Raw genomic sequence first — 25,042 nt, forward strand, 5'->3', positions numbered from 1 at the left:
CTATTCAGCTACGTCTGCTACAGCTTTTTGTCTGTCTTTCTTCATCGTATTTGAACGTAATTGACCACAGGCAGCATCAATATCTGTACCATGTTCTTGACGAACAACACAGTTAACACCATTTTTCTTCAAGACATCATAGAAAGCTTCTACACGATTTTTCGGACTTCTGCTATATTGGTCATGTTCAGAAACTGGATTATAGGGAATCAAGTTAACATATGATAATTTGCGAATATTTTTGGTTAGATCTGCTAGTTCTTGCGCCTGCTCAACACCATCATTAACTTCATTTAACATGATATACTCAAAAGTGACACGACGATTTGTTGTTTCGATGTAATATTCAATGGCAGCAAATAATTTCTCAAGTGGGAATGAGCGATTGATGCGCATAATTTTTGAACGCAAATCATTATTTGGTGCATGCAGTGAAACAGCCAGGTTAACTTGAACCCCTTCATTGGCAAATTCTCTGATTTTGTGAGCTAGACCTGAAGTTGAAACAGTGATGTGACGCGCTCCAATAGCTAAACCGTTATCATCATTAATGGTACGCAAGAATTTCATAACATTTGTATAATTATCAAATGGTTCTCCAATCCCCATGACAACGACATGACTAACACGTTCGTCCTTACCACGTTCGTCAAAGTATTTTTGAACTAACATAATTTGTGCCGTAATTTCACCACTATTTAAGTCGCGTTGTTTTTTGATTAAACCGCTGGCGCAGAATGTACAACCAATATTACAACCAACTTGTGTTGTCACACAAACAGAGTGACCGTAGTGCTGACGCATTAAAACCGTTTCAATCAGCATACCGTCTGGCAGCTCAAATAAATATTTGACAGTGCCGTCTGCCGACTCTTGAACAATACGTTGTTTCAATGGATTAACACAAAAATTATCATTAAGTAGAATAATGAAATCCTTTGAGATATTTGTCATTTCTTCGAAGCTGTCTACACGTTTTTTATAGAGCCAGTCCCAAATTTGAGTGGCTCTAAATTTTTTCTGGCCATTTTCAATTGCCCAAGCAATCAGTTCATCACGCGTTAGGCTGTAAATTGATGGTTTCATGGATTCTTATCCTTCTTTCTGATGATAAAATGACCTGTCTTGTCGTTAGAATCATTTGTTGGTCTAGGACGCTTAGAGGGGCGTTTCCTATTCGGACTACTTTCTTGTCGTTTTTTTCGTGAGAAGTCCTGTTTTTCATTATTGCGCTGTGCTTTTTTGTCAGTATTTGCCTTATTAGCTGACTTAGTATGACTTGTACTTGCTTTGCGCGTTTCATTGTCTCTGGTATCTGTTTTTTTCAGATCAGAGCGTCTTGAATTTACTTTTCGTGGTTCAGTCTTTTTTGAATCCGCGGTTCTAGGAACCGATTTTCTATGAGTAGCAGATTTGACATCTGACTGTCTATTTTCAGCTTGTTTTGGTCGTGAATGACTTGGGCGATTGGTTCGTTTACGACGAGGTGCTCTCTCCTCTTCAAATTTTATTTCCTGTGGCGCAAGATTTTCCAAAACAAAGTAAGCGCACCCAAAATTACAAAATTCTTTGATGTAATCATCTAATCGTGAGATGCGACTTGATTTTCTGACATCATTTTCATCTTTATAAAATCCTCTTAAACGCAGTTGCTCATTTCCCCAATCGCCAACGATATAGTCATACTTGAGTAATAGTTCCGTGTAGCGTTGCCCAAAACTGGTTGCATTGAAAGCATCTTTAACATTCTCTAAAATAATAAATTCAAGTGAATCACTTTTGACATGGTTATCAAAGTGAATAAATTCAGGCCCAGGGAATTTGTTGTAATTTAACATCTCTGGTAATATTTCTTTCCTCATTGGTCTCCTTTCTCATTCAATTTTTTAATATAATTAGCCATTACGTGACGTAGTAAATCTGGGAATAATAATTGGACAGCATGTTTCTTTATAGTCTGGAAATAGGACGCAAAATAGTATTGATCAACCAGAACTAATTGAACCTTATCCAATTTACCCATAACTTTATCATTATACACTATTTTTCCTGATTTGTATGTAAACCCTGCATAAGCAATTTGACCGAATTGATGTCCTCTAAATCCCATTCCCCTGATTTCCTGGTCCTTTAATAATTCTGCTTGCCTAAAAATATCCTGAAAGATAAGCAATAGGTCATCATCCCCAAGCTCAACTTTTGCAAGACGCATTTGATGAGGCAAACTGGCATGCAAATTACCCTCCGTTAAGTCTTTAGCAAAAGGTTCCACCATTAAACCAGAATTGATAATACAAATATCAACCTGAGCGTAATCAAGCATGGCCTTCATTAATAAATCAAGAGACTCATTTTGAGTCAATGCGTGTTCGAAATGTTTCAGTGGTCTACTATTTAAAATTGCTTTGCCTTGATCAATTAATTCTTGGGTGAAGGCAGCATCCTCAGGGTGAGAAGGCAAGTGACTGGTCTCATGCGCAATAATTTCAATCTCTTGTAACTGATGGTTTTCCAAACGTAAATTAATCTCACCCACATACTGACCATATTTGCCAGCGGCAGCTAAGTAAGTCCCATTTAAACAGGCACCATCTTCAAAAACATGATGGGTATGTGAACCGATAATCAGATCTATCTGATCAAACTCCTCAGTAATTTGCTCGTCAAGCCGTATTCCAAGATGACTGATAATAATCCTCATATCAGCGCTAGCAACTTCTTCAATCATTAAATCCTGTTTTAAACAGGTTAGAGGATCTTCTATTTGCCAGCCATTGGGGGTGTAGGTTTTATAGTAGGGAAAAGTATAGCCTAAAAAAGCTATTCGAGTCCCTTCTTTAGTAGTGTGAATTTGATAAGGACTAGCCCAAGTAGGTCTTTCTTGATTATCTTTTAAATTATTTAAAATGACGGCAAAGTCAGCCTGATGATAGACTTGGTTAAGTTCTGATTTGGTTAATCCTACCCCTTCATTATTGCCAATTGTCGCATAATCAATCCCAAGTCGATTCATCAGTTGGATATTAGCTGTTCCCTGACTTGCTTCTGTAAGAGGATGGCTTGAATCAATATTATCGCCGATATCAAGCTTGATAACTTCAAAAGGAGTATCCGATGCTGCTTCAAAAAACCTTTCAATTTTTGGAAAAGCTTCAAAATGTGAGTGCAAATCATTCAAATGAAGAATTCGTAACTGTTCGACCATTTTTCCCCCTTTTAAACTAGTCCGTTTCCTTTTTATTATAACACGATAGTGCCATTTAATCTGATCTTGAAAACGATAAATCAACATAAAAACGAAGACAAGTAACTTGTCTTCGCGAAATGTTTAGGCTCTTTTGAATAGAACTGGATTACCAGTTGTATTTATCAACGTTATCTTTTTTAACTAAGTAAATTGGAGAGACAGTTGATTTCTTAACTTTTTTACCTTGATAATGGTCAATTGCTGCTTGGATTGCAATTTCACCCATTTTAGCTGGTTGTTGTGCAATCGTTGCAGTGATATCACCATTTTTAATCGCATCATGCGCATCTGGTTGGCCATCAATACCAATAATCATAACATCTTTAAGGCCTGCTGATTTAGCTGCTTGTGCAGCACCAAGAGCCATTTCATCATTTTGTGCAAAGATAACTTGAACGCCTTTATTGCCTTGAATCATATTTTGGGCAGTATTTAAAGCTTTGGCACGGTCAAAGTTAGCAGATTGACTAGAAAGAACGTCAAGTTTTGATTTAGCCACATCATTAAATCCTTTCCCGCGGTCAACTGTTGCTGAAGCACCTGGTACGCCTGATAGTTCAAAAGTTTTTGCTTTTTTACCAAGTTCTTTTACTACAAATTCAGCAGCCATTTTACCAGCAGCAACGTTATCAGAAGCAACAGTTGTTAAAACGTCGCCACCTTCACTACCACGGTCAATTAGGATAACTGGAATGTTTGCTGAATTAGCTGCTTTAATTGAAGTAACAACAGCTTTTGAATCAACTGGGTTAATTAGAATAGCATCAACATTTTGACTGATAAAGTTTTGAATATCATCTGCTTGACGAGCTGCATCATCTTGCGCATCAGAAACTTTCATGCTCACTTTTTTATCTTTAGCATAGGAAGCAAGTCCATCTTTCATAGCTACAAAATAAGGGTTATTAGTTGTTGAAATTGAAACACCTAATTTAAGGTCTTTAGCCGCTTTTTTAGTCACTTCTTTTGATGAAGAACCTGACGAATTACTTAAACCAGTTTTACCACATGCCCCTAAAACTAAGACTACTGACATTAATAAAGCGAAGAAACCAAGTTTTTTTCCAAATTTCATTTTTTATTCCTCCAGAATAATTGTTGTTTTACAGAATTAATAGTGTTCTAAATGTCTTTTAGACATTATTTGCTACTTTAAAACGATCAAGTAGAACTGCAATTAAAATAACTACCCCTTTTACCACTTGTTGCCAGAATGCGGATACCCCAATGATATTTAAACCATTGTTCAGAACACCAATGATTAAGGCACCAATTAGAGTTCCAAGAATGCGACCTTTACCACCAGAAAGCGATGTTCCTCCAAGTACAACAGCTGCAATAGCATCCATTTCATAGCTAGCTCCAGCAGTTGGCTGAGCTGAACTTAAACGTGATGTAATGATTAAACCTGACATTGCAGCCATCATACCAGAAATAGTATAGATAATGATTTTAACTTTATTCAACTTAACACCTGAGATATATGCTGCTTTTTCGTTCCCTCCTAGCGCATACACAGATTTCCCAAAGGCAGTTTTATGTAGTAGAACATACAAAATAAGAAAAATAATAAACATGAGGATAACTGGGAATGGGATACCTAGTAGGTAACCTTGTCCTAAAAATTGGAAAAGGAAACTATCAGATAACCCCTTTGTGATTGGGTTCCCGTTAGAATAGACTAATGTTGCTCCTCTAAAAATTGTCATGGTAGCAAGCGTTACGATAAATGGTGCAAGTTTGCCATAAGCGATTAAGAGCCCATTTAACATACCCAAAATACCACCTAAAGAGATTGCTAACAAAATGGCAATCCCAACTGGAACACCATTACCAATTAAGCCAGCAGTTAGTGCACTGGATAAGGCAAGGATTGAACCAACTGATAAGTCAATTCCTCCAGTCAAAATAACAAAGGTCATCCCAAAAGCAATAAAACCATTTGCTGTAACTTGAAGCAATAGATTCATCAAGTTATTTGTTGTTAAAAAGTTGGGATTAAGTAATGTAATGACAATCATTAATCCAATTAAAGCAACCAAAGTTGTTAACTCTGACATATATTTCATGACTTGTTTCACTTTATTGTCCTCCTGTAGCTAGTTGCATAACACTTTCTTGATTAGCTGTCTCACGTGATAGTTGTCCTGTTATTTTTCCTTCATGCATGACGATAATGCGATCACTAACTCCAAGAATTTCCGGTAAGTCAGAGGAAACCATAATAATGGGAACACCTCTGTCAGTCAGTTCATTCATTAATTGATAAATTTCTCTCTTGGCACCAACATCGACACCACGAGTGGGTTCATCAAGAATCAAAACTTTTGGAGCAATCCCAATCCATTTTGCCAGTACAACTTTTTGCTGATTACCACCTGACAGATTGCCAACAACTGTCTTAGGCTGACCTGTTTTGATGCGCAAGCGATCAATCAGTTGCTGAACAAAAAGTGTACTTGTTTTTTCATCAAAAAAGCCATTTTTACTAAATTCAACGGTACTTGGCAAGGTCATGTTATCCTTAATTGAAAAATCAAGAATCAATCCTTCATCTTTACGGTTCTCCGTTAAGAAGCCAATTCCTTTTTTTATAGCCTGTACCGGATTTGTAATGGAAACTTCTTGTCCATTAATTTTAACGGTTCCAGAGACTTTTTTATCTAGTCCAAAGATAGCACGCATGACTTCTGTTCGACCAGCACCCATTAGACCAGAAAATCCAAGAATTTCACCTCTTCTAACAGAGAATGAGACATCTTTGAACATTTCCCCTGTAAAGTTAGAAACTTCAAAAACAACTTCTCCAATTTCAGTTTGGCGTTCCGGATAATAATCCTCTAGTTCACGACCAACCATTTTTTTAACCAGTTCATGTGATGTTGTTTCAGCAGTTTTGCTAGTATCAACTACTATACCATCACGCATGACCGTCACTAAATCCGTAATTTTGAAGATTTCTTCCATACGATGAGAGATGTAAACAATTCCGACCCCTTCTTTTTTCAAGTCACTAATGACACGGAAAAGATTCTCCGTTTCGCGGTCAGTTAAGGCAGCTGTCGGTTCATCCATGATTAACAAAGATAAGTTATTAAGCAAACATTTTGCTATTTCAATCATTTGCTGTTGGCCTACCGATAGTTCTCCAATTGGTCTATCGAGAGGAATTGAGACGCCTAGCCGTTTAAAAGCTTCCAGAGCTTTTTCTTTCATTGCTTTCTGATTTAATAGACCAAAATTTCCTTTTATTTCTCTACCTAAGAATAAATTTTCTAAAACAGTCATTTCTGACCATGTATTCATCTCTTGGTGGATAAAACTAATACCAAATTCCTCTGCTTCTTGAGGATTACTAAACGTTTTTTCTTGACCATCAATTAGTATAGTACCAGTTGTTGCTGGAAAAAGACCTGTCAGTATATTCATCAAAGTCGATTTCCCTGCACCATTTTCACCCATCAAAGCATGGACCTGACCAGATTCCAAAACCAAATCAATTTTTTCAAGCACTTTATTAGTACCGAAAGTTTTGGAAATATCTTTCATTTCAATTCTCATGAGAACCTCTTCTATAATGTGACTCCTGATTGCAAAATAATATTCGAATAAGGTGTATTTTCACCTGTTCTGACAACAGCTTTGACTGCTTTATTGTGTTCTTTTAATTCTTCGTGGCTGACATAAACAACCTCGACACCTGCATCAAGTTTTGATAAAAGCACCTCTAATTGCTTAGGATTAGCCCGCTTAATTTCCTCAGCAAGAATAACTTTTTCAACTAATATATTATCAAGATAAACATCCAGAACATCTTGAAAAGATGGTGTGCCATGTGTCAATGCCAAATCAATTTTTGTCACGCCACTTGGAACTGGTAATCCCAAATCACCAACGCAAACACGATCTGTATGGCCCAAATCATCAGCTAGTTTCGCTAAATCACTATTTAAAATTCCAGTTTTCTTCATAATCTTTATGACCTTTCATTTCTTCAAGAGTTGGCATGCCACCTTGTGCACCAAATTTTTGAACAGATAAATGCGAAGCCAGAGTTGCAAAACGAATGGCTTCTTTGATTTCAAGCCCTTTTGCCAGGGCATAGCCAAAGGCTCCGTTAAAGGTATCACCAGCACCAGTTGTATCAACAGCTTCCGCAAGTAGTGCAGGAATTTGCTCTAGCTGCTCACCATTATGATAAATAGCACCCTCTTTTCCTAAAGTCACAATTAACTTATTAGGATAATCCTGTAAAAGGTCCTCTAAGGAGCGACCTGGAAAAAGTTCCAGACACTCATGTTGATTTGGTGTAACATAATCAACATGAGGAATCATCTCTAAATCTGTTTCTCGGGCAGGAGCAGGATTATAGAGAACTTTAACCCCTTTATCACGACAAAATGCTGCAATTGCTAAGTTTGCCTCATGTGGGATTTCGTTTTGTAAGATAAGTAAATCAGCAGATTCTATAGCTTTCCATTCACCTTCCCACTTACTGGTATCTACAAGACCATTAGCACCTGGGCAATAAATAATTCGGTTATCTTGTTCAAATAATGTGATTTGAGCAATCCCACTCGATGATGGTACCGTTCCCACATGATCCACAAAAAGATGATTCTTAGAAAGATTTTCTTTGAGTATCGGGCCAAAAGTATCTTGACCGACATTACCAAATATTTCTATCTTATCTTGACTGTTACTTAAACGACCAACTGCAACTGCCTGATTAGCACCTTTGCCACCAGGGACCATGGAGAAGCGATCTCCAAAAACAGTTTGTCCTTCATCTGCTAGTCGACTCGTTTCCATGACTAAGTCCATGGAAATACTACCAATAATAACAATATGACTCATATTATCTCCTCAAAGTTTCGCGTTCTACAAAGTGAACGGGTAATTTTATTCGTTTTTCTTCAATTGGTATATGGTTTGAAATCTTATAGATTAACTCTGCTGCATAGCGCCCCATTCGATAAGAGGGTTGATGAATAGTTGATAAGGAAGGATAAATTAATTTACTCATTAAAATATCATCGTAACCAACTACCTGCACATCTTCAGGAATTTTTTTACCTTTTGAAAATAATTCATGAATATAAGCTATAGCGTGAATATCTGAAGGTGCAATAATAGAATCAACAGTTGGGTAATTGGTCAAATTGATTCTCGCTTCTTCAATAATATCATCAAAATCAAAGGTATGGCTTTCACTAATATGAACCATAACATTTTGGTGCGACAAATAATTAAGGCTTGCAACATACCGTTGATTTGCAATATTGGAATGGCCTAGTGGCCCTCTAATTAAGAGGACATTTTTGGCACCTGCATCAGAAACAGCTTGTGCTGCCAATTTACCACCTTCTTCGTTATCTGCAAAGACTGCATATTCAGTATCTTCTTCTACACGGTCAACAACGACAACTGGAATGGCTAAGTTAGGGTATTTTTTCGTAAAATCATGGGTAGTTATAATGCCAGCAGCATTACTCTGAAGCAAGGTATTGATATAGTCTTCTTCTATTTTTGCGCTACCGCCAATATTGCCAAATAGAATCCGATAATCATGTTCTTTTAAAAATATTTCAGCTCCTCTTGCCACTCTTGGGAAAAAAGGATTCGAAATGTCAGGTAACAGTAAACCAACTAACTGGTTCTTCTTTGTTTTCAATGACTGGGCAATCATATTTGGACTATAATTTAGTTTGTCAATAGCCTCTTTAATTCGGTCTCTTGCTTGATCTGAAACATATCCCTTTTGTGAGATATATCTGGAAACCGTTGATTTTGAGACACCAGCTTCAGCAGCAACCTCTTTTATTGTTGACATAAGACCTCCTTTCAGAATATGGAACCGTTCTCACAAATATAATTGTAACCGTTTACTTTGTTCTTGTCAATTATCTTTTGTAAAAAATATAAAAAATTTAATATTACTTAAGGCATTGATTGCTTTCACTAAGTAAAGTAAGTGACTAGAATCTAGTAATAATCCAATTAATAACAAAATCTTCAAAAAAGAAGAGGCTAGGATCTAAATTCCCAACTTCTTCTTTTTATAGACTTAGATATAAGATGTACGTATTAATCAAGCTCTGTTATAATGCTTAACCAACTGTTAGAACTATAGTCAACTTCGCAGAACTGAGACGACAAGCTCACATTTCTATTTTTTAAGGTATACAATAGCATCTTCAACCGTTCGAACAGGTACTATTTTCATTTTCGTTTTTAAGACTTTGGCTGCTTCTAAAGCTTCCTTATAGTTAGTTTTCGCTTTTGGATCAGCTTTTTTAACGCGTGGATCTACTGGGTTATTAGGGACAAAGAAAATTTCTGCTCCCTCTTTTGCTGCTGCAACCACTTTAAGTCCTGCACCGCCAATATCGCCAACATTTCCTTTTTGATCAATGGTTCCAGTGCCGGCAATCACACGTCCTTTTCTCAAATCTTCCTGATTAATTTGATCTAAAATATCTAAAGTAAACATGAGACCAGCACTTGGGCCACCAACCCCCTCTGTTTTAAAAGTAATCTGCTCATTCGTATGGACCTTCGTATGATCAGTCAAACCAATTCCAATACCATTTTTGCCATTTTTTAATTTAATAATCTTACCATTGGCAGATTTCTTCTCACCATTGCTAGTATACTGGACACTGACCTTGTCACCCAACTTCATTGAAGCAACAAATTTAATTAAGTCTGCCGAACTCTGAAAGTTTTGATTATTGACACTTGTCACTGTGTCAGCAATATTCAAAACACCTTTTAGAGTTGAATCTTTACTAACATCAAGAACATAGACACCTAAGTAATCAAGCGAAACAGGCTTGCCAGCTTGTTTTAATGCTTGATAAATAGCCCCATTTTGTGATGTCTCCATATAAAACTGATTAATTCGCATATAATCAGCATCACTATAGCCACCAGTTGTTGCTTCTGCAGAAGAAATCTCCGTAAAGGGCGTCACCAATGCATATAGAATCTGTGCAAAAGTGGCATGACTAACACTAACAGCTACAAAATTATAAGACCCTTTTGCTTTATCTTTTTGGTTATTCACCTGCAAGACACTACGAATATCATAAGCACCACCAGGCTTTTCAATGTAATATGGTAATGGATAAAAGAGCGACAACCCGATAGCAACAACCGCCAGAATAGACAATAACCAAATTTTTAACGTTTTATTTTTCTTCATTCAACTTCTCCAAATAGGTAATCACCGACTGAGGCACTAAGCCTTCAATAGACGAATTAAAATGTATTAATTCTTTAACACGACTGGAACTAATCGGTTGCATCTGATTTCTAGCAATTAGGTAAACCGTATCAATGCTAGAATCAAGTCGATGGTTAAAGTATTCTAAATTCGATTCATACTCAAAATCAGTCGGATTACGAAGTCCTCTAACCATGTGAGTAACTCCTAATTCCTTAGCTAAGTCAACAGCTAAACGATTCTCAGTCCAAACTACAGACACATTATCATAAGCAGTTAGAGCTTGCTTTAAAACTTTTATTCGACCATCTAAATCAAGAAAGCCAATTTTGTTTGGATTATAAAAGATTCCGACATACAGCTTGTCAAAAAGCTGACTGGCACGATCAATAATATCCATATGTCCGTTTGTAACTGGATCAAAAGAGCCAGAATAAAGTCCAATTTTATTTGACATAAACCGTTACCTTACTAATTCCATATATTTTTTCTTTCCAAATGCCAACCGAAGCTACCTCTTCTGGTAAGTCAACCGACTTATCCGTTTCACAGACAAGCATAACCTGATCCGTAAAAAGTCCGGCTTGGTCTAAGGCCTCAATGGTCTCAACAATCCCTTCCTTAGCATAAGGAGGATCAAGAAAAATCAAATCAAAAGGCTGAGCCAATTGCATTATTGCTTTCTTAGCATCCATTTTTAGGAGGGTAAATTGGTCTTCTGACTTAGTCATTTTGATGTTTTCTTGGATGATCGCTTGCGCGCCTCGGTCACGTTCCACTAAGGTAGCACTAGCCATTCCCCGAGAAACAGCTTCAATCGAGAGCCCTCCAGAACCTGCAAAGAGATCTAGCACACGGCCGCCATCAAAGTAGGGACCAATCATATTAAACATGGCACCTCGAACCTTGTCTGAAGTCGGTCGAGTCGTTTTTCCTGGGAGGGTCTTCAAGGGACGGCCTCCAAATTCACCTGATACAATTCTCATAGTCCCTATTATAACAAATTTATAGTCCCAGCAAAGGATTTTTCACTGAAAAAAGCTAGAGTACTCTAGCTCAGAGTGAAGACAAAGTAGTTTTCCTACTGGTTTGTCTTTTCTTATATTCATATATTACGTCCAAAATAGGGAGAAAAAGGCAATTTAAGGCAAAATTAAAAGGCCTTCTGCCCATCATTTTAACCAGTTTTTTGAGATTTAAGCACGCAAAAGTGAGTCCAACTTTATCTCGCATTTTGGACAGTCCAATTTCTCTAGTATATCGAAGGTTGTGGTATTCTTTAGCTGTTCCAAAAAGTCGCTCAACACTTTGCTTACGAAGTTTATAGCGTTCCTTCATTCCACTTTGATGTCTAATCTCTTCACACTTTGCTAGATAAGCTTTCCATATATGTCGGGTCACCACTTTTTGATGGTTTTTACTTTCTGTACAAATACCTAGTAAAGGACAATTGATACAAATTTGGGAATCACTTTTGTATTCACGGTAGCCAGATCGATTAGTTGTTGCATAGGACAATACATTGTTTTCAGGACAGATATAACAATCAAAATACTCATCATAAATAAATTCCTTTGGTCTTAATTTTCCCTTCTTTCCAAGTGGTCGCGTGTAGGGGAAAACTGGTGTAACATTCTTATCCAAGAGCAATTTGGCAATACTGGGTGTTTTGTAGCCTGAGTCAGCGATGATAAAGTCTGGATGAAATCCCTCTATCTTATTCCAAAGGGCAGAGAAAGCTTGACTATCGTGACAATTTCCTGCATCAACAGTATAAGCTAAAACCCAACCATTCTTATCACAGGCTACTTGACTAGTGTAGGCGAAGACATCTTTATGTTCTCCTTTATGAAACCAACCACTTTCAGGGTCTGTAGTTGAGACTTTCTTATTTACAGGCTCCTTTTCTTTGGCTAGCCCTAATGGCTTTTTTCGTGTTTCTCTCGGTCTCGATTAATCTCTATTTCGAGTTGTTCATTCATAAATTTAGCTTGTGTTGTCACCGCTTGATTGATGTACTTGTGACTATTAGCTGCAGCTTTGATATGTGTGCCATCTACAAAAATTTCAGAAGGGGCAATGAGATTGGCATCAAAGCATAATCCTAATACGTGCTTAAAAATACCTTCAATAAGATTGGCATCCTGAAAACGACGACTATAATTCTTACCATAGGTGGTAAAGTGAGGGATTTTATCATCAAGAGTTAGACCTAAGAACCAACGATAAGCGACATTAACTTCAATATCTTTAATGGTTTGACGCATAGATCGGATGCCACAAAAATATTGAATAATTGGAATCTTGACCAAGAGAACTGGGTCTAAACTAGGTCGACCTGTTTCATCACTGTATGTATCTTTAACAAGATCATAGATGAAAGTGAAATCAACAGTTTCTTCAATTTGACGCAGTAAATGATCTGACGGTACCAATTCATCGATACTATAAAAACCTACTTGATTACGGTTATAATCAAAATTTTCTTTATGTAACATAAGCTTTCCTCACAGTAAACTCTTACTACTTTAATTATACTCCCAAAAGCCTACTAATACTTAAATTACAATACATAGACTCTCTTTTTTTTTGATACTTTTTAAATGGCATAAGAGGGCATTTTTTAGACTTGGGCTAAAAAATGAGTCATGGAATTCCTAAAGGAAGTCGCTGACGTCCCCGCCAAATAAAAAGCAACAAAAAAAGTGAAGACTATACTTTGTCTTCACTCTGAGAGCAGGTTCTCACCTGCTCTACAATCTACATTGACGTTTTTTATTTTGTTCTATCTGAGTGTCTGGGGCTGGTGTTTCCTACTCTCAAGTGCAAATATTACGTACTTTATTGACCGTTTCACAAGATGATGTGTTTGACAACACTGATTATTAAGTAATCAACTTATAAAATTTGAGCTTCTAACTCAATCAATAATGTGGCTTTTAGCCACGCTTCGGCATTCGACCCGCCTGTCCGTAGGCATTAATAAAGGTCTATATTTGCTAGAAAACATTTCTCGAAGATTCCTAGACTTTGTTATTTTAACAAAAGTAAGCATTTCTGTCAACGAGAATTATCAGATAACTTCAGAATAAAAGGAACCCCCAATAGCCTTACTATTGGGGAAATCATTATAAAATATTGTCAAAACTTTCTCGAACTTGCTGTGGCCAAACAGAAGTCTGAACTTCTCCGATGTGTTTTTTACGAAGTAAAAACATAGCCATCCGTGATTGTCCAATCCCACCACCAATAGTTAGAGGGAATAATCCATTTAGAAGAGATTTATGCCAATCAAATTCTAACCGTTCAAAATCACCTGTGATTGCTACTTGACGCTTAAGAGCATCCTCATCAACCCTGATACCCATGGAAGATAATTCAAATGCAGAACCAAGCTGCTCATTCCAAACTAGGATATCGCCATTTAAGCCTTTGTAATCACCTTCACTGATACTTGTCCAGTCATCATAGTCTGGCGCACGGCCATCATGAGGCTGACCATCAGAAAGCACACCACCAATACCAATTAAAAAGACTGCGCCATGTTTTTTCGTTATTGCATTTTCACGTTCTTTAGATGTCAAATCTGGGTACATACGAACGAGGTCCTCACTATGGATAAAAGTAATCTTTTTCGGTAAGACAGCTTCAATATCATAGCGTGCTTCTACTGCCAATTCTGTCAAACGGATAACTTTATATATCGTTTCAACGGTTTCTTTCAAATAAGCTAAGTTACGTTTACCATCTGGAATAACTTTTTCCCAATCCCATTGATCTACATAAACTGAATGTGTTTGATCTAACGAATCTTCATCTGGACGAAGAGCTTTCATATTCACAACGAGCCCTTCACCTTCATTGAAACCAAAGCGTGCTAAGGTATGACGTTTCCATTTTGCCAATGAATGCACAACTTCAAATCTAGCTTCAGGGATTTTCAAGACATTTACAGATACAGGATGTTCAATACCAGATAAATTATCTTGCATACCATCCCCGACCCGACTTAAAATCGGACCTTGCACTTCGACAACGTCAAGTTTTGCAATTAAATACTGTGTAAATGTATTTTTAACAAAGGAAATCTCCTCTTGTTGATGAATAAAACTTTTTTTCATAGCTCCTCCTTAAATATTTTTTCACTCTCGATTAGAGAGTATGGAACTTATTATACACTGATTTTTAGAAAAGTAAAAGACTAAATTTTCTATATTTTTTAAATAATTAAGAAACTCTTGGAAGCATAAAAGCCTTAGAAAATCTAAGGCTTTTACAGAGTATATTTTTAATCACACACAATTTGAGTACCAGCGCCCTCAGAAAGAACTCTGTCAATATTTTCAAGTGACGTAATAATTGCTTTTGAAGATGGTTTATTTTCTACAAAGGCTATCGCCGCTTCAACTTTTGGTAACATAGAACCTGGGGCAAATTGATCTTCTGTGATATACTGCTTCATTTGTGAAACAGTAACCCTTTCTAATTTTTCCTGATCAGGTTTATTGTAGTTAACATAAACATTATCAACACCAGTTAAAACGATGAACATATCAGCATCAACTAACTCTGAAAGAGTTTGACTGGCAAAGTCTTTATCAATAACTGCTTCAACACCAGTAATGTGTTTAGTTTCAGGATCTTCCACAACTGGAACACCGCCACCACCAGCGCTGACAACAACAACTCCAGAATCAACTAAACTACGGATGACATTAACTTCTTTAATGCCGACTGGTTTTGGTGAAGGAACAACTTTTCTCCAACCACGTCCAGCGTCTTCTTTAAAGTTAGCGCCAGTTTCAGCCATTTGTTTCTTAGCTTCTTCTTCGGAAAGGAAAGGACCAATCGGTTTTGTTGGATTGCTAAAAGCAGCATCATTTTTATCAACAATAACTTGAGTAACGACTGCTGCAACATCCTTTTCAATGCCTTGAGCTTTCAATTCATTGTCAATAGCATTGACTAACCAGAAACCAATACTTCCTTCAGTCATGGCAACACAGGTATCTAAAGGCATTGCAGGATTTTTTTCAGAATCAGCTGCCGCTTGTTGTAATAATAAGTTACCAACTTGTGGTCCATTACCATGTGTTACAATCACTTCATTACCATCTTTAATTAATTTCACAAGTGATTTGGACGTTGAAATCAGTGCTTCTTGTTGAGCTTTTGCTGATGCATCTTTAGAAAGAATAGCATTTCCACCTAAAGCTACAACAATTTTTTGTTTTGACATATGTTTATTCTCCTCATAATATATTATCGCGTTAGGCGGTAAATTGTTTCCGCATAGATATCCATTGCTTTAAAGGCATCTTCTAAAACGATATTTTCATTTTCTTGATGTTCTGTTTGGATTGATTCTGGGAACAGTGCCCCAAATGCCACACAATTTGGCATTGTTCTTGCAAAAGTTGCTCCACCAGAAGAAATTGCGGGACTTTGGTCTCCTGTTTTCTCTCTATAAACAGCAAGAAGCGTCGTTACTAATTCACTGTCAATTGGAACATATAATGGTGCTAAATAATCAAACTCTTGATAGGTTAGACCATATTCTTTTGCCTTTTCAGATAATTGCTCTACAATTTTTTCTTTATCAGCAAGAACTGGAATACGAATATCCAAACGAACTTCAGTTTGATCTTTGGTTAAGGTCAGTCCAGCAGCATTAAAACTTAAGTTGCCAGAAGGCTCATCTTGAACATCTCCAAAGATATTAAGCCCCTTGCCATCCTCATCGACGACAGTCGCCAAGAAATCAATAACAGGTTCATTGATACAGTTAGCAATTGCTTTAGACAGACGAACTAGCGCATTGATACCATGCGGTGCGTCCTTGGCATGTTGAGCTAGACCGTAGACAGTGATGGTCTCATCTTTTTCAACATATTCAAAGCCAAGTCGGTCTAATTCTTCTTTGACTTGTTTCAAGAACTCCCCATGATATGAAGCGCGAGCTGGCACAACATTGTAGGCTTTTCCAACTTCAATTTCTAGACTATCAGAACCTGTTCCAATTAGATTTGCTTGCAATAACCCTTTTTCAGCGTAAATAAGAGGGAAACTAGAGTCGGGTGCAAAGCCAAAAGTAGCCTGTTCTTCCTTTTCATTATAACGGTTCATACACCGCCATAATGTTTCTTCATCAGTCCCAAAAATGAATCTGATGCGTTTATTGAAGATGACACCTGCATCTATTAAGGATTTAACTGCAAATAAAGCTAACATGGATGGCCCTTTGTCATCTTGAGTACCACGTCCATACAAATGGCCATCTATTTCGACACAATCAAAGGGTTCTGTCTTCCAAAGGCTACGATCACCTTCAGGGACAACATCCAAATGACAAAGAATTGCCAACATTTCTTTTTCTTGACCAAATTCGGCATAGCCATAATAGCCGTCTGGATCTTTATAGGTTTTAAACCCCAACTCTTCACAGAGTAATAAGGTTCTATCTAAGACATCAGAGATTGCTTGCCCAAATGGGGTACCATTTTCTCCCTCATTACAAACTGAAGGATAAGACACAATTGTTTTAATGGCATCGACACATGCATCTTGATGAGCTTTGGTAATATAGGACTTCATCGTCTTTCACCTCCATTTTTCTCATTTATTAAATGAAGAACGTTGCAATCAACATAATAGCAAGGCTGACAACCATTACTAAAATGATAAATTTAGTAACAAATTTCCACCAAGTTGCAATATCAACTTTACCAAGTGCTAAGGCTCCCATTACGATGGCAGAAGTTGGTGATACAATATTTAAGACACCAGAAGCTGACTGGAAGGCAGTGATTACAAGATGTGCTGGAACGTTTGAGAATTGTCCTAATGGAGCCATAATTCCCATAGTTGCACCTGCAAGTCCTGATGTTGAAGGAATTAAAAATGACATTGGTAAATAGAATAAGTAAGTTAAGATAATGAAAACTTGTGATGATAAGCCTGATAGTCCTTTTTCACCCCATGACAGTATCGTTGAGGTAATCATACCATCATTCATAATAACTTGGATACCACGTGCAACGGCACAGATAATCGCAACACCAAGTAAATCAGCAGCACCTGCGATGAATGAAGAAATAAAGTCTTCTTCTTTCATTTTATAAACCATAGCTACTAAAACACCCATCATAATGAAAAGCATTGAAATTTCTGGGAAATACCAAGAACCAAGTTGCATCATATCTTTGCCCAAGAATGTGCCTATACCAGGTAAGCTAACTAACCATTTATTTAAATCACCAAAGATTGTGATTTTGAAACTTTCACTATCCCAAGGAATTAAACTTAAAATCATAATGAGGAAAGTAATAACAAAAATCCATAGAACTCTAGATTGACGTTTAGTCAAATCAGTACCTTGATTTTCAAGTTTAAAGATTTCTTTATGTTCCTTCATTTTATCAGCAATTAATGATTTGCTTGGATCTTTTTCAATTTTACTTGCATAGCTATATACAAACCATATTGAAATTGCTACTAAAACCACCCATTGAATAACACGCCAAATCATACCATCAGCAATAGATACACCAGCTGCATCAGCTGCAACTCCAGTAGCAAATGGATTGATCGTAGAGGCTAAACAGCCAATTTGCGACCCAATCAAAATGATAGAAACCGCAACCAAAGTATCAAATCCAACAGCAATCATTACAGGAATTAATAAAGGATAAAAGGCCATTGTTTCTTCACCCATACCATAGGTTGTCCCACCTAGAGCAAAAATAGGAAGCAAAATGGCAATAAGCATTTTTTCTCTACCTTTATTTTTTCTAACAATTGAAGCAATCCCTTGGTCAAGAGCACCTGTTTTATTAACAACTCCAAGGAAGCCACCTACCATTAAAATGAAGAAAGATACTTGGATTGCTCCATCTGTTTTTGGAGTTCCCAACATCCCACGAACAGGAGCCATAAAGACATCATATAAACCTTGCGGATTAGATTTTACTGCATGATAAGTGCCAGAAATAACAGCACCGGATTTAGTTTTATCATAAGCGCCAGCAGGAATAAACCAAGTCAAAACTGCCATGATAGCAATGATGATAAAAAGAACTGTATAAGAAGAAGGAATTCTAAACCCCCGTTTTTGTTGTTCTTCCATTTTTATTTACCTCTTATTTTAGAAAATAAAAGATCGTTCTGATTCTGGTAAGTGTTGCCAGATCCAGAACGACCAAGAAATAGTTACAATTTGTGTGATGATTATACTTTTGGAATAAATAAGTTTCCTAAAGTAGCTGCCATAACAGCTTTGATCGTATGCATACGGTTTTCAGCTTGGTCAAAGTGATGAGCATATTTGCTACGGAAGACTTCATCTGTAACTTCCATTTCACTAACACCGTATTTTTCTTCAACATCTTTACCATAAACTGTTTTAGTATCATGGAAAGCTGGGAGACAGTGTAAGAAGATTAGGTTATCATTGTTTGCTTTTTTAATAAGATCCATATTAACTTGGTATGGTTGAAGCATTTCAACACGTTCTTTGAATTTGTCTTCTTCACCCATTGATACCCAAACATCAGTGTAGAAAACATCTGCCCCTTTAACTGCTTCATCAGCATCATCAGTAACAAGGATATGAGCTCCAGATTCTTTGGCAAATCCTTCAGCAAGTTTTACAATTTCTTCATCTGGGAACAATTCTTTTGGTGAGAAGATATGAACATTAACACCCATTAATGTACCAGCAACCAATAGTGAGTTAGCAACATTATTACGTCCATCACCACAGTAAACGAGAGTAATGCCTTCTAATTTTCCAAAGTTTTCCTTAACAGTCAAGTAGTCAGCAAGCATTTGTGTTGGATGCCATTCATCAGTTAAACCATTCCATACTGGAACACCTGCAAATTCACCAAGTTCTTCAACCATTCGTTGACTGAATCCACGGAATTCAATCCCATCAAACATGCGTCCTAGAACTTTAGCTGTGTCTTCTGTTGATTCTTTTTTACCAAGTTGAATATCATTTGCACCAAGGTATTCAGGGTGTGCTCCTAAATCAATGGCTGCAGTTGTAAATGCGGCACGCGTACGTGTTGATGTTTTCTCAAATAAAAGAGCAATATTTTTGCCTTCTAAGTAGTGATGTGGAATACCACGTTTTTTAAGATCTTTTAAGTGTGCTGCGAAATCAATTAAATATTCAAATTCTTCGCGTGTAAAATCTTTTTCTGCTAGGAAATTACGGCCTTGGAATACTTGAGTCATCTTCTTTCTCCTTTGAGTTCTTTTATTTCTTTTTACTGTTTTGATATAAATAGATAGCAATGAAGCCACCCATTAGAGCAGATAAGGATATAAATATGTCCATATTTCTTCTCCAATTATCTTAATTGTTTTTTGAATGATCGATCTACTTGACAGGTAACACCACAACTATCATCAAAAGCTTGGTAGCCAATGCTCTTATAAAATGATTTAGTAGTCATTGGCATGAACTAATTCATCTTACAAAGCTCCTTATTATCGCATGTTTATATTAAGGAGAGAATCACATAGCACCCCAGTCATTTCCTCGGTAGTTAGGAAGATACACTTCTATTGAAAGGTGATCCAGTTTCCAATTCAGCATGGAAGCGCCCTATAAAACTGTTAGCATCTCACTATAGAATTGTGACTGGAATGCCTAAGTCATCATTATTATTAACTGCCTTCACCATCTTAGTCTATTTCGTTACAGATAAGATGAACGAGGGAGCAGTTAACCTGTTGCTCTTTGATAAGGTTGGCTACCTACTCTTAATTTTTTTGTAAGGTTAATTGTGCTTAGATATCTTCACGTTCAAATGGCATCGACATACAGCGAGGTCCACCACGTCCGCGAACTAATTCACTTCCGTTAATTTTAATTAATTTCAATCCTTTGGATTCAAGGATAGCATTTGTAATCGTGTTACGGTTATAAACAACAACAACACCTGGTGCGATAGTCAATGTATTTGAACCATCGTTCCATTGTTCGCGGCCAGCAGCAACGATATTATCACCACCACAACGAATCAATTCAACTTTTTCAACACCTAGATTAGCAGCAAGCAATTCTGCAAGATCACCTTTTTCTTCTTCAATCTTAAGCGCTTCATTTTCGTAAGTTACAGAGTAAACGCGGAGATCTCCTTCAATTTCTGGGTGAATAGTGAATTTATCATAGTCAACCATTGTAAATACTGTATCCAAATGCATAAATTTACGGTTGTTCGCAAATTCAAATGCCAATACTTTTTTGAAGCCTAGATTTTGTTTGAAGATATTAACCAATAATTTTTCAATTGATGCAGCATCCGTACGTTGTGAAATCCCTACAGCAAGGACATCTTTGGAAAGGACAAGTTCATCCCCTCCTTCAATACGAGTCGTTTCGCTACGATCGTAAACCATCGGAACTTTGTCACCACCATAAATAGGATGATACATAAAGATATATTTACCATATAATGTTTCGCGGTTACGCGTTTCTGAAAACATATGGTTAAGTGATACACCTTCACCAATTGTTGCAAAAGGATCGCGAGTAAAGTAAAGATTTGGCATTGGGTCAATTGCGAACGGGTAATCTGACTCTACTAAATCAGTTAGCCCTTTAGCTTCAGATGTAATTTCTGGAAGTTCAGATTTTTGAATACCAGCCATTGTTTTGTCAATTAATTCCTGATTATCTTTAATTGACATCAAGAATTCACGGATAGCTACCTTGGTTGCACGACCTCTGATATTTGCTTCTGAAATGTACTCATCAATGAATTCCTCACGGACTTGATCGTTAACGAGTGATTCAGCAGCCAATTTTTCTAAGTAAAGTACTTCTACTCCTTCATTTCTCAACGCTTCTGCAAACGCATCATGTTCTTTCTGAGCATCTTCTAAGTAAGGAATATCATCAAACAACAGTCTTTCTAAATAGTCAGGCATTAGGTTTTCAATTTCTTTACCTGGTCTGTGCAGTAAAACTTTTTTTAATTTTCCAATTTCAGAATAAACATGAATCGGTGATTTAGCAGTCATAAGAATTACCTCTTTTCCAAATGTGATAAGTTGTGAATTCACGTTTCAAGGTCTCTAACCTTGCTTACAATCATAGTTTACAATTTATCTTTGGAAAAAATGGGAATTCCTTCACGTTATTTTTGCGTAATCGCTTACATTTTTAAGCTCCGAAATGTATCTTTATAAATTTGAATGCGTTTACTTGTATGTTTCTTTCATTTTATCGTAAATATTTATCTTTATAAATTAAAAAATAATACAAAAAAATCAAAAAAAACAAAGTTTTTTTGATTTTCAACTTGTATAATTTAAAAAATACTTTTTATCAGTAAAGGTAATAAATTTTCCTTTTGACGTGATACGGTTATCCTTCTTTAGTTGCCTTAATACATGACTAACCGTTTCCCTTGTAGTACCACTCATACTTGCTATATCGCTACTTGTTAATTGAAAAGGTACTCTACCATCTTCTTTCCCCATTTCAATCAGTAATATCGCTAATGATTGAATAACGCGAGAACTTGCACTTGAAGTAATAAGATTTCTTACCCTTAGTTCATGCAATTCAAGTAAACGGGAAATTTTACTATATAAGTGTACCATTTGGTGCTGATTAGTGATTGAAAATGTTTCATATAGTTCTGTTGGAATATAATAGTAAGAGACATCTGTCATTGCCACCACAGAAAAATGATAGTTAGGATCATTAAATAGGCCACCGTAAGGAAAAATTGTGCCATGTCTGATAAAATCAGTATAGATAAATTCACCAGTTGAATCAGTTTGCTCGATCTTAAAATACCCTTCTGTGACTAAAAATAATTTATCGCGACGATCGCCTTCAAAAAATAGAATATGTCCCTTTGGGGCTTTACGATGTTCCATTTGCCCGACAATTTTGTCGAATTCTTCAATTGAAAAATACTTAAAATCATCTAATTTTCTAAGGTACTGATAATCTTCTCTTTTAATCAAATCTGACCTCCTATTTTTATCCGTATAGCTCCATTTTACCATAATACGAACATTTATGAAAGCGTTCAGAAAAAACTTTACAGGCTAGGTTCTTTTTGATATACTTTGCTTAATATTTGCAAAAGATTAGAGGAACATGAAAATGAATAAAAAAGAGACGAGACATCAATTGATTCGGTCTTTGATTTCAGAGACTACTATTCATACACAACAAGAATTACAAGATCGCCTCAAAAAAAATGGCATTCACATCACGCAAGCTACCTTATCACGTGATATGAAGGAACTCAATTTGGTCAAAGTATCCAATGGTTCAGAAACACATTATGAAGCCCTATCCATCTCTCAAACCCGTTGGGAACATCGCTTGCGCTTTTATATGGAAGATGCACTTGTGATGTTGCGCGTCGTTCAAAATCAAATCGTCCTAAAAACCTTACCTGGACTTGCCCAATCATTTGGGTCAATTCTTGACGCCATGCAGATTCCAGAAATCGTAGCCACCGTCTGTGGCGATGACACCTGCCTCATTATCTGCGAAGACCACGACGCAGCCCAAAGATGTTATGACACGCTCAGTCATTACACCCCACCATTCTTCTTTAGTAATAAATAAAAAGACCCAGTGGGTCTTTTTATCTGTCCTCCATGAAACAAGAAAGAGGGCATTTAAGACCCAGTGGACCTCAGGTATGAATTTGAATGATAAATTTAATCAAAAGCTTTTTGTATTGATTTATAACTTCATGGGTGTCTGTCCCACTCTATTTTGGCTTACAACATAATACTTGAAAAATGCTTGTCTAAGATATGTATTTCTGTTTCAGCTCTTAGTTGAAGCTTAGCTTGGCCTTCCATGAAAGTCAGTGCTTCTTGCATGCGGTCTGCGTCAGCTGGATTAAGCATTTCAATCACTACAAAAGCGTTTTTTGTATGGGGTTGAATCATCGTCCGCTCACCATCTCGCCAATTAAGACAACGACAAACCGCACCAGAACCATCTTTGTAGCAAAGCTCATTAGGCAGAGTGGGACTGTTTTTGTCATCGCCAATCAGAAAGAATTCATCATCGCCATCCGTTATTGTCAACTGCAAATCACCTACAAAGCGATCACTATCTTCAGCACCGACAGGCAAACCAAAACGCAAACTTGCTGCATTGTAAATGTCTACCAAAGGATCAATAGACGGAATTTTTTGACCATTGGCAACACGTTTCAACAGAGCCTCGATACTTGAGCGCACTCCCTTTTTAGTTTTAAACTTTTGGTAAGCCTTACGATAAGTTTGAACCACATCACTGTCACTAAAGTTACGATCATCAATGTGCTCTTCAGCTAATTTGTGGCTTTCTTCTAAGAGAGCCTTAATTTCGGGACTTGATTCCCCTAAACCATTATAATTCTTCAAGAGCAAGACACCAAGTTTAGCTTCTGGAAATAGTTCCCAAAAACTGTGATCAACAATAAATCGTTTCATCTTATTCTCCTTTTAGACCATTTCCCATAACTTATTTTCTTTTAAATAAGCAATTAAATCTGGATGCATGCGCCGTGGTCCACGAACAGCAGCTACACCCTTTGATGTCATGATATCAAAAGTCACCTGGTCATCTTGGTAATGTGTGATCAAGCGCAGTCGCATCAGCTGATCAATACCTGTTTTCTTGCGGTAGCCCTGATTAGAGATATTTGCTTCTAGCACTTGACAGCCATAGCGAATAGCCTTGGTAGGAGCTGTGATATAGATAAAGACATAGTCGCCAGCTTTGATACTGGCTTTTTGTGTCCAAAGAATCTCTGGATTAGCAGCAAACTCACTATCTATATCATAGTACTTGAGATTAGCAGGGATAACCCAATAATCAGGGCCACCGTCAGGATTTGCTAATGCTGAAGGAGCGACTAATTGTCGACTCTTACTAAGCAAGGTCCACAAGACTTGGTCTGAGAGACCGTCATCCAGAAGAACCGACACCCATGATTTCTTGGACATGTGATAGGCGGGGTAGACGCCTTCAAGCGCTAGCAATTCCGCCATATCTTTGGGGTTAACCTTGAGATTGACCGCCTCAAAATCCTTATCCTTCTTGTCATCTGCAATGCCTTCAAACTGGCGACCCTTGGCCGGATAAACCAGCGCGTACCACTTACCAGCCACCCGATAGGAGCTATAGTCTTGAGCTTTTTCAAAGGGCTTGTCCCATGAATCAGCAAAGCTATCAGCAATTTTGACAGCCATCCTGTTCATTTGAGCTGATAAAAAGGGATGTTCCTGACAGCAGCGCCCAGTAAAATCCTCAAGCACTTCTGTGTAAGCCTGTCTTACTTCTGAAACATAGCCACTACGACTTTTGGCATAGATTGCATGATAGGGTTCATTCAAGTCAAGATCAATAATAGCTGTCTCAATACCTTTATCTGCATCGACTGTTATGGTGATTTGAAAAGCCTCATCCATAATGCGTGTTTCATAGGTATAGGAATTATCTGGCTTCTTATGAAAGCCAAAATCAGCAAGTAAGTTGATATCTACTACTTGATTCGCAAACATTTTATTTGGGTCAAACATAATTT

23 protein-coding genes and 1 pseudogene are annotated in these 25,042 nt (G+C 37.1%); 2 read left to right on the plus strand and 22 right to left on the minus strand.

Going from position 1 to position 25,042, the window contains the following annotated elements; translation table 11 throughout:
• The 18 genes and pseudogenes from rlmN to argF form a co-directional block, all read right to left on the minus strand.
• Positions 1-1,086, minus strand: a complete 1,086-nt coding sequence (gene rlmN, locus ACVRZD_RS03505) for a dual-specificity RNA methyltransferase RlmN (protein ID WP_037625966.1) — start codon at positions 1,084-1,086, stop codon at positions 1-3.
• Complete coding sequence (locus ACVRZD_RS03510; protein ID WP_037625969.1) at positions 1,083-1,862, minus strand: YutD family protein; 780 nt, start codon at positions 1,860-1,862, stop codon at positions 1,083-1,085. Before ACVRZD_RS03510 ends, rlmN begins: the two co-directional genes overlap by 4 nt.
• Positions 1,859-3,205, minus strand: coding sequence for a bifunctional metallophosphatase/5'-nucleotidase (locus ACVRZD_RS03515; RefSeq protein WP_037625971.1), 1,347 nt, complete (start codon positions 3,203-3,205; stop codon positions 1,859-1,861). The genes ACVRZD_RS03510 and ACVRZD_RS03515 overlap by 4 nt, the downstream gene beginning before the upstream one ends.
• A gap of 148 nt (positions 3,206-3,353) precedes the next feature.
• Entirely contained in the window at positions 3,354-4,322 is a 969-nt protein-coding gene (locus tag ACVRZD_RS03520; RefSeq protein ID WP_037625973.1) for a substrate-binding domain-containing protein, read from the minus strand.
• 58 nt (positions 4,323-4,380) lie between these two features.
• Positions 4,381-5,328, minus strand: coding sequence for an ABC transporter permease subunit (locus tag ACVRZD_RS03525; protein ID WP_037625975.1), 948 nt, complete (start codon positions 5,326-5,328; stop codon positions 4,381-4,383).
• Position 5,329: 1 nt separating this feature from the next.
• On the minus strand, positions 5,330-6,808 hold the full coding sequence (locus tag ACVRZD_RS03530; protein ID WP_037625977.1) for a sugar ABC transporter ATP-binding protein: 1,479 nt from the start codon (positions 6,806-6,808) through the stop codon (positions 5,330-5,332).
• A gap of 11 nt (positions 6,809-6,819) precedes the next feature.
• Complete coding sequence (rbsD, locus tag ACVRZD_RS03535) at positions 6,820-7,218, minus strand: D-ribose pyranase (RefSeq protein WP_037625979.1); 399 nt, start codon at positions 7,216-7,218, stop codon at positions 6,820-6,822.
• Positions 7,193-8,104, minus strand: a complete 912-nt coding sequence (locus ACVRZD_RS03540) for a ribokinase (protein WP_037625981.1) — start codon at positions 8,102-8,104, stop codon at positions 7,193-7,195. The genes rbsD and ACVRZD_RS03540 overlap by 26 nt, the downstream gene beginning before the upstream one ends.
• 1 nt (position 8,105) lies before the next feature.
• On the minus strand, positions 8,106-9,080 hold the full coding sequence (locus ACVRZD_RS03545) for a LacI family DNA-binding transcriptional regulator (protein WP_037625983.1): 975 nt from the start codon (positions 9,078-9,080) through the stop codon (positions 8,106-8,108).
• A gap of 336 nt (positions 9,081-9,416) precedes the next feature.
• Entirely contained in the window at positions 9,417-10,454 is a 1,038-nt protein-coding gene (locus tag ACVRZD_RS03550) for a SepM family pheromone-processing serine protease (protein ID WP_037625985.1), read from the minus strand.
• The gene (gene coaD / locus ACVRZD_RS03555) at positions 10,441-10,932 is read right to left on the minus strand and encodes a pantetheine-phosphate adenylyltransferase (RefSeq protein WP_037625987.1); all 492 of its coding nucleotides are present in this window, start codon (positions 10,930-10,932) and stop codon (positions 10,441-10,443) included. Before coaD ends, ACVRZD_RS03550 begins: the two co-directional genes overlap by 14 nt.
• Complete coding sequence (gene rsmD, locus ACVRZD_RS03560) at positions 10,922-11,461, minus strand: 16S rRNA (guanine(966)-N(2))-methyltransferase RsmD (protein ID WP_037625989.1); 540 nt, start codon at positions 11,459-11,461, stop codon at positions 10,922-10,924. The genes coaD and rsmD overlap by 11 nt, the downstream gene beginning before the upstream one ends.
• A 42-nt stretch (positions 11,462-11,503) precedes the next feature.
• Positions 11,504-12,973, minus strand: a pseudogene (locus ACVRZD_RS03565) (IS1182 family transposase).
• 630 nt (positions 12,974-13,603) lie between these two features.
• A complete protein-coding gene (asnA, locus tag ACVRZD_RS03570) occupies positions 13,604-14,596 on the minus strand; it encodes an aspartate--ammonia ligase (RefSeq protein WP_037626926.1) in 993 nt (330 codons plus the stop codon).
• A gap of 167 nt (positions 14,597-14,763) precedes the next feature.
• Entirely contained in the window at positions 14,764-15,714 is a 951-nt protein-coding gene (gene arcC / locus ACVRZD_RS03575; protein WP_037626923.1) for a carbamate kinase, read from the minus strand.
• Between the two features lie 23 nt (positions 15,715-15,737).
• Positions 15,738-17,069 (minus strand): dipeptidase, encoded by a 1,332-nt coding sequence (locus ACVRZD_RS03580; RefSeq protein WP_447450273.1) that lies wholly within the window; start codon positions 17,067-17,069, stop codon positions 15,738-15,740.
• A 28-nt stretch (positions 17,070-17,097) separates the two neighbouring features.
• Entirely contained in the window at positions 17,098-18,600 is a 1,503-nt protein-coding gene (locus ACVRZD_RS03585; protein ID WP_037626921.1) for a YfcC family protein, read from the minus strand.
• Positions 18,601-18,701: 101 nt separating this feature from the next.
• Positions 18,702-19,715 carry an ornithine carbamoyltransferase gene (gene argF / locus ACVRZD_RS03590; protein ID WP_037626918.1) on the minus strand — a complete coding sequence of 338 codons (1,014 nt, stop codon included), beginning with the start codon at positions 19,713-19,715 and terminating at the stop codon, positions 18,702-18,704.
• 414 nt (positions 19,716-20,129) lie between these two features.
• Here argF and ACVRZD_RS03595 point away from each other — a divergent pair, with 414 nt between their 5' ends.
• On the plus strand, positions 20,130-20,261 hold the full coding sequence (locus tag ACVRZD_RS03595; protein ID WP_447450274.1) for a hypothetical protein: 132 nt from the start codon (positions 20,130-20,132) through the stop codon (positions 20,259-20,261).
• Between the two features lie 12 nt (positions 20,262-20,273).
• Here ACVRZD_RS03595 and arcA read toward each other — a convergent pair whose 3' ends face one another.
• Both arcA and ACVRZD_RS03605 read right to left on the minus strand, forming a co-directional pair.
• On the minus strand, positions 20,274-21,509 hold the full coding sequence (arcA, locus tag ACVRZD_RS03600) for an arginine deiminase (protein WP_037626914.1): 1,236 nt from the start codon (positions 21,507-21,509) through the stop codon (positions 20,274-20,276).
• 276 nt (positions 21,510-21,785) lie between these two features.
• Complete coding sequence (locus tag ACVRZD_RS03605; protein WP_037626911.1) at positions 21,786-22,466, minus strand: Crp/Fnr family transcriptional regulator; 681 nt, start codon at positions 22,464-22,466, stop codon at positions 21,786-21,788.
• Positions 22,467-22,608: 142 nt separating this feature from the next.
• On the opposite strand from ACVRZD_RS03605, the gene ACVRZD_RS03610 reads away from it, so the two are divergent.
• On the plus strand, positions 22,609-23,082 hold the full coding sequence (locus ACVRZD_RS03610; RefSeq protein WP_037626909.1) for an arginine repressor: 474 nt from the start codon (positions 22,609-22,611) through the stop codon (positions 23,080-23,082).
• A gap of 158 nt (positions 23,083-23,240) precedes the next feature.
• On the opposite strand, the gene ACVRZD_RS03615 is transcribed toward ACVRZD_RS03610, so the two are convergent.
• Both ACVRZD_RS03615 and ACVRZD_RS03620 read right to left on the minus strand, forming a co-directional pair.
• Positions 23,241-23,945, minus strand: coding sequence for a B3/B4 domain-containing protein (locus ACVRZD_RS03615; protein ID WP_447450275.1), 705 nt, complete (start codon positions 23,943-23,945; stop codon positions 23,241-23,243).
• 12 nt (positions 23,946-23,957) lie between these two features.
• Positions 23,958-25,037: an MmcQ/YjbR family DNA-binding protein gene (locus ACVRZD_RS03620; RefSeq protein ID WP_037626906.1), complete on the minus strand. Its 1,080-nt coding sequence runs from the start codon at positions 25,035-25,037 to the stop codon at positions 23,958-23,960.
• Positions 25,038-25,042 lie beyond the last annotated feature (5 nt).

Source organism: Streptococcus hongkongensis, assembly GCF_053206145.1.

Excerpts from the sequence above, each read along its gene's own strand:
- asnA (WP_037626926.1), bottom strand. The coding sequence starts at position 14,596 with ATGAAAAAAAGTTTTATTCATCAACAAGAGGAGATTTCCTTTGTTAAA.
- ACVRZD_RS03530 (WP_037625977.1), bottom strand. The coding sequence starts at position 6,808 with ATGAGAATTGAAATGAAAGATATTTCCAAAACTTTCGGTACTAATAAA.
- ACVRZD_RS03620 (WP_037626906.1), bottom strand. The coding sequence starts at position 25,037 with ATGTTTGACCCAAATAAAATGTTTGCGAATCAAGTAGTAGATATCAAC.
- ACVRZD_RS03595 (WP_447450274.1), top strand. The coding sequence starts at position 20,130 with ATGCCTAAGTCATCATTATTATTAACTGCCTTCACCATCTTAGTCTAT.
- arcA (WP_037626914.1), bottom strand. The coding sequence starts at position 21,509 with ATGACTGCTAAATCACCGATTCATGTTTATTCTGAAATTGGAAAATTA.
- ACVRZD_RS03510 (WP_037625969.1), bottom strand. The coding sequence starts at position 1,862 with ATGAGGAAAGAAATATTACCAGAGATGTTAAATTACAACAAATTCCCT.
- ACVRZD_RS03545 (WP_037625983.1), bottom strand. The coding sequence starts at position 9,080 with ATGTCAACAATAAAAGAGGTTGCTGCTGAAGCTGGTGTCTCAAAATCA.
- ACVRZD_RS03580 (WP_447450273.1), bottom strand. The coding sequence starts at position 17,069 with ATGAAGTCCTATATTACCAAAGCTCATCAAGATGCATGTGTCGATGCC.
- ACVRZD_RS03610 (WP_037626909.1), top strand. The coding sequence starts at position 22,609 with ATGAATAAAAAAGAGACGAGACATCAATTGATTCGGTCTTTGATTTCA.
- rsmD (WP_037625989.1), bottom strand. The coding sequence starts at position 11,461 with ATGAGAATTGTATCAGGTGAATTTGGAGGCCGTCCCTTGAAGACCCTC.
- ACVRZD_RS03540 (WP_037625981.1), bottom strand. The coding sequence starts at position 8,104 with ATGAGTCATATTGTTATTATTGGTAGTATTTCCATGGACTTAGTCATG.
- coaD (WP_037625987.1), bottom strand. The coding sequence starts at position 10,932 with ATGTCAAATAAAATTGGACTTTATTCTGGCTCTTTTGATCCAGTTACA.
- ACVRZD_RS03615 (WP_447450275.1), bottom strand. The coding sequence starts at position 23,945 with ATGAAACGATTTATTGTTGATCACAGTTTTTGGGAACTATTTCCAGAA.
- rbsD (WP_037625979.1), bottom strand. The coding sequence starts at position 7,218 with ATGAAGAAAACTGGAATTTTAAATAGTGATTTAGCGAAACTAGCTGAT.
- argF (WP_037626918.1), bottom strand. The coding sequence starts at position 19,715 with ATGACTCAAGTATTCCAAGGCCGTAATTTCCTAGCAGAAAAAGATTTT.
- ACVRZD_RS03520 (WP_037625973.1), bottom strand. The coding sequence starts at position 4,322 with ATGAAATTTGGAAAAAAACTTGGTTTCTTCGCTTTATTAATGTCAGTA.
- ACVRZD_RS03550 (WP_037625985.1), bottom strand. The coding sequence starts at position 10,454 with ATGAAGAAAAATAAAACGTTAAAAATTTGGTTATTGTCTATTCTGGCG.
- ACVRZD_RS03515 (WP_037625971.1), bottom strand. The coding sequence starts at position 3,205 with ATGGTCGAACAGTTACGAATTCTTCATTTGAATGATTTGCACTCACAT.
- rlmN (WP_037625966.1), bottom strand. The coding sequence starts at position 1,086 with ATGAAACCATCAATTTACAGCCTAACGCGTGATGAACTGATTGCTTGG.
- arcC (WP_037626923.1), bottom strand. The coding sequence starts at position 15,714 with ATGTCAAAACAAAAAATTGTTGTAGCTTTAGGTGGAAATGCTATTCTT.
- ACVRZD_RS03585 (WP_037626921.1), bottom strand. The coding sequence starts at position 18,600 with ATGGAAGAACAACAAAAACGGGGGTTTAGAATTCCTTCTTCTTATACA.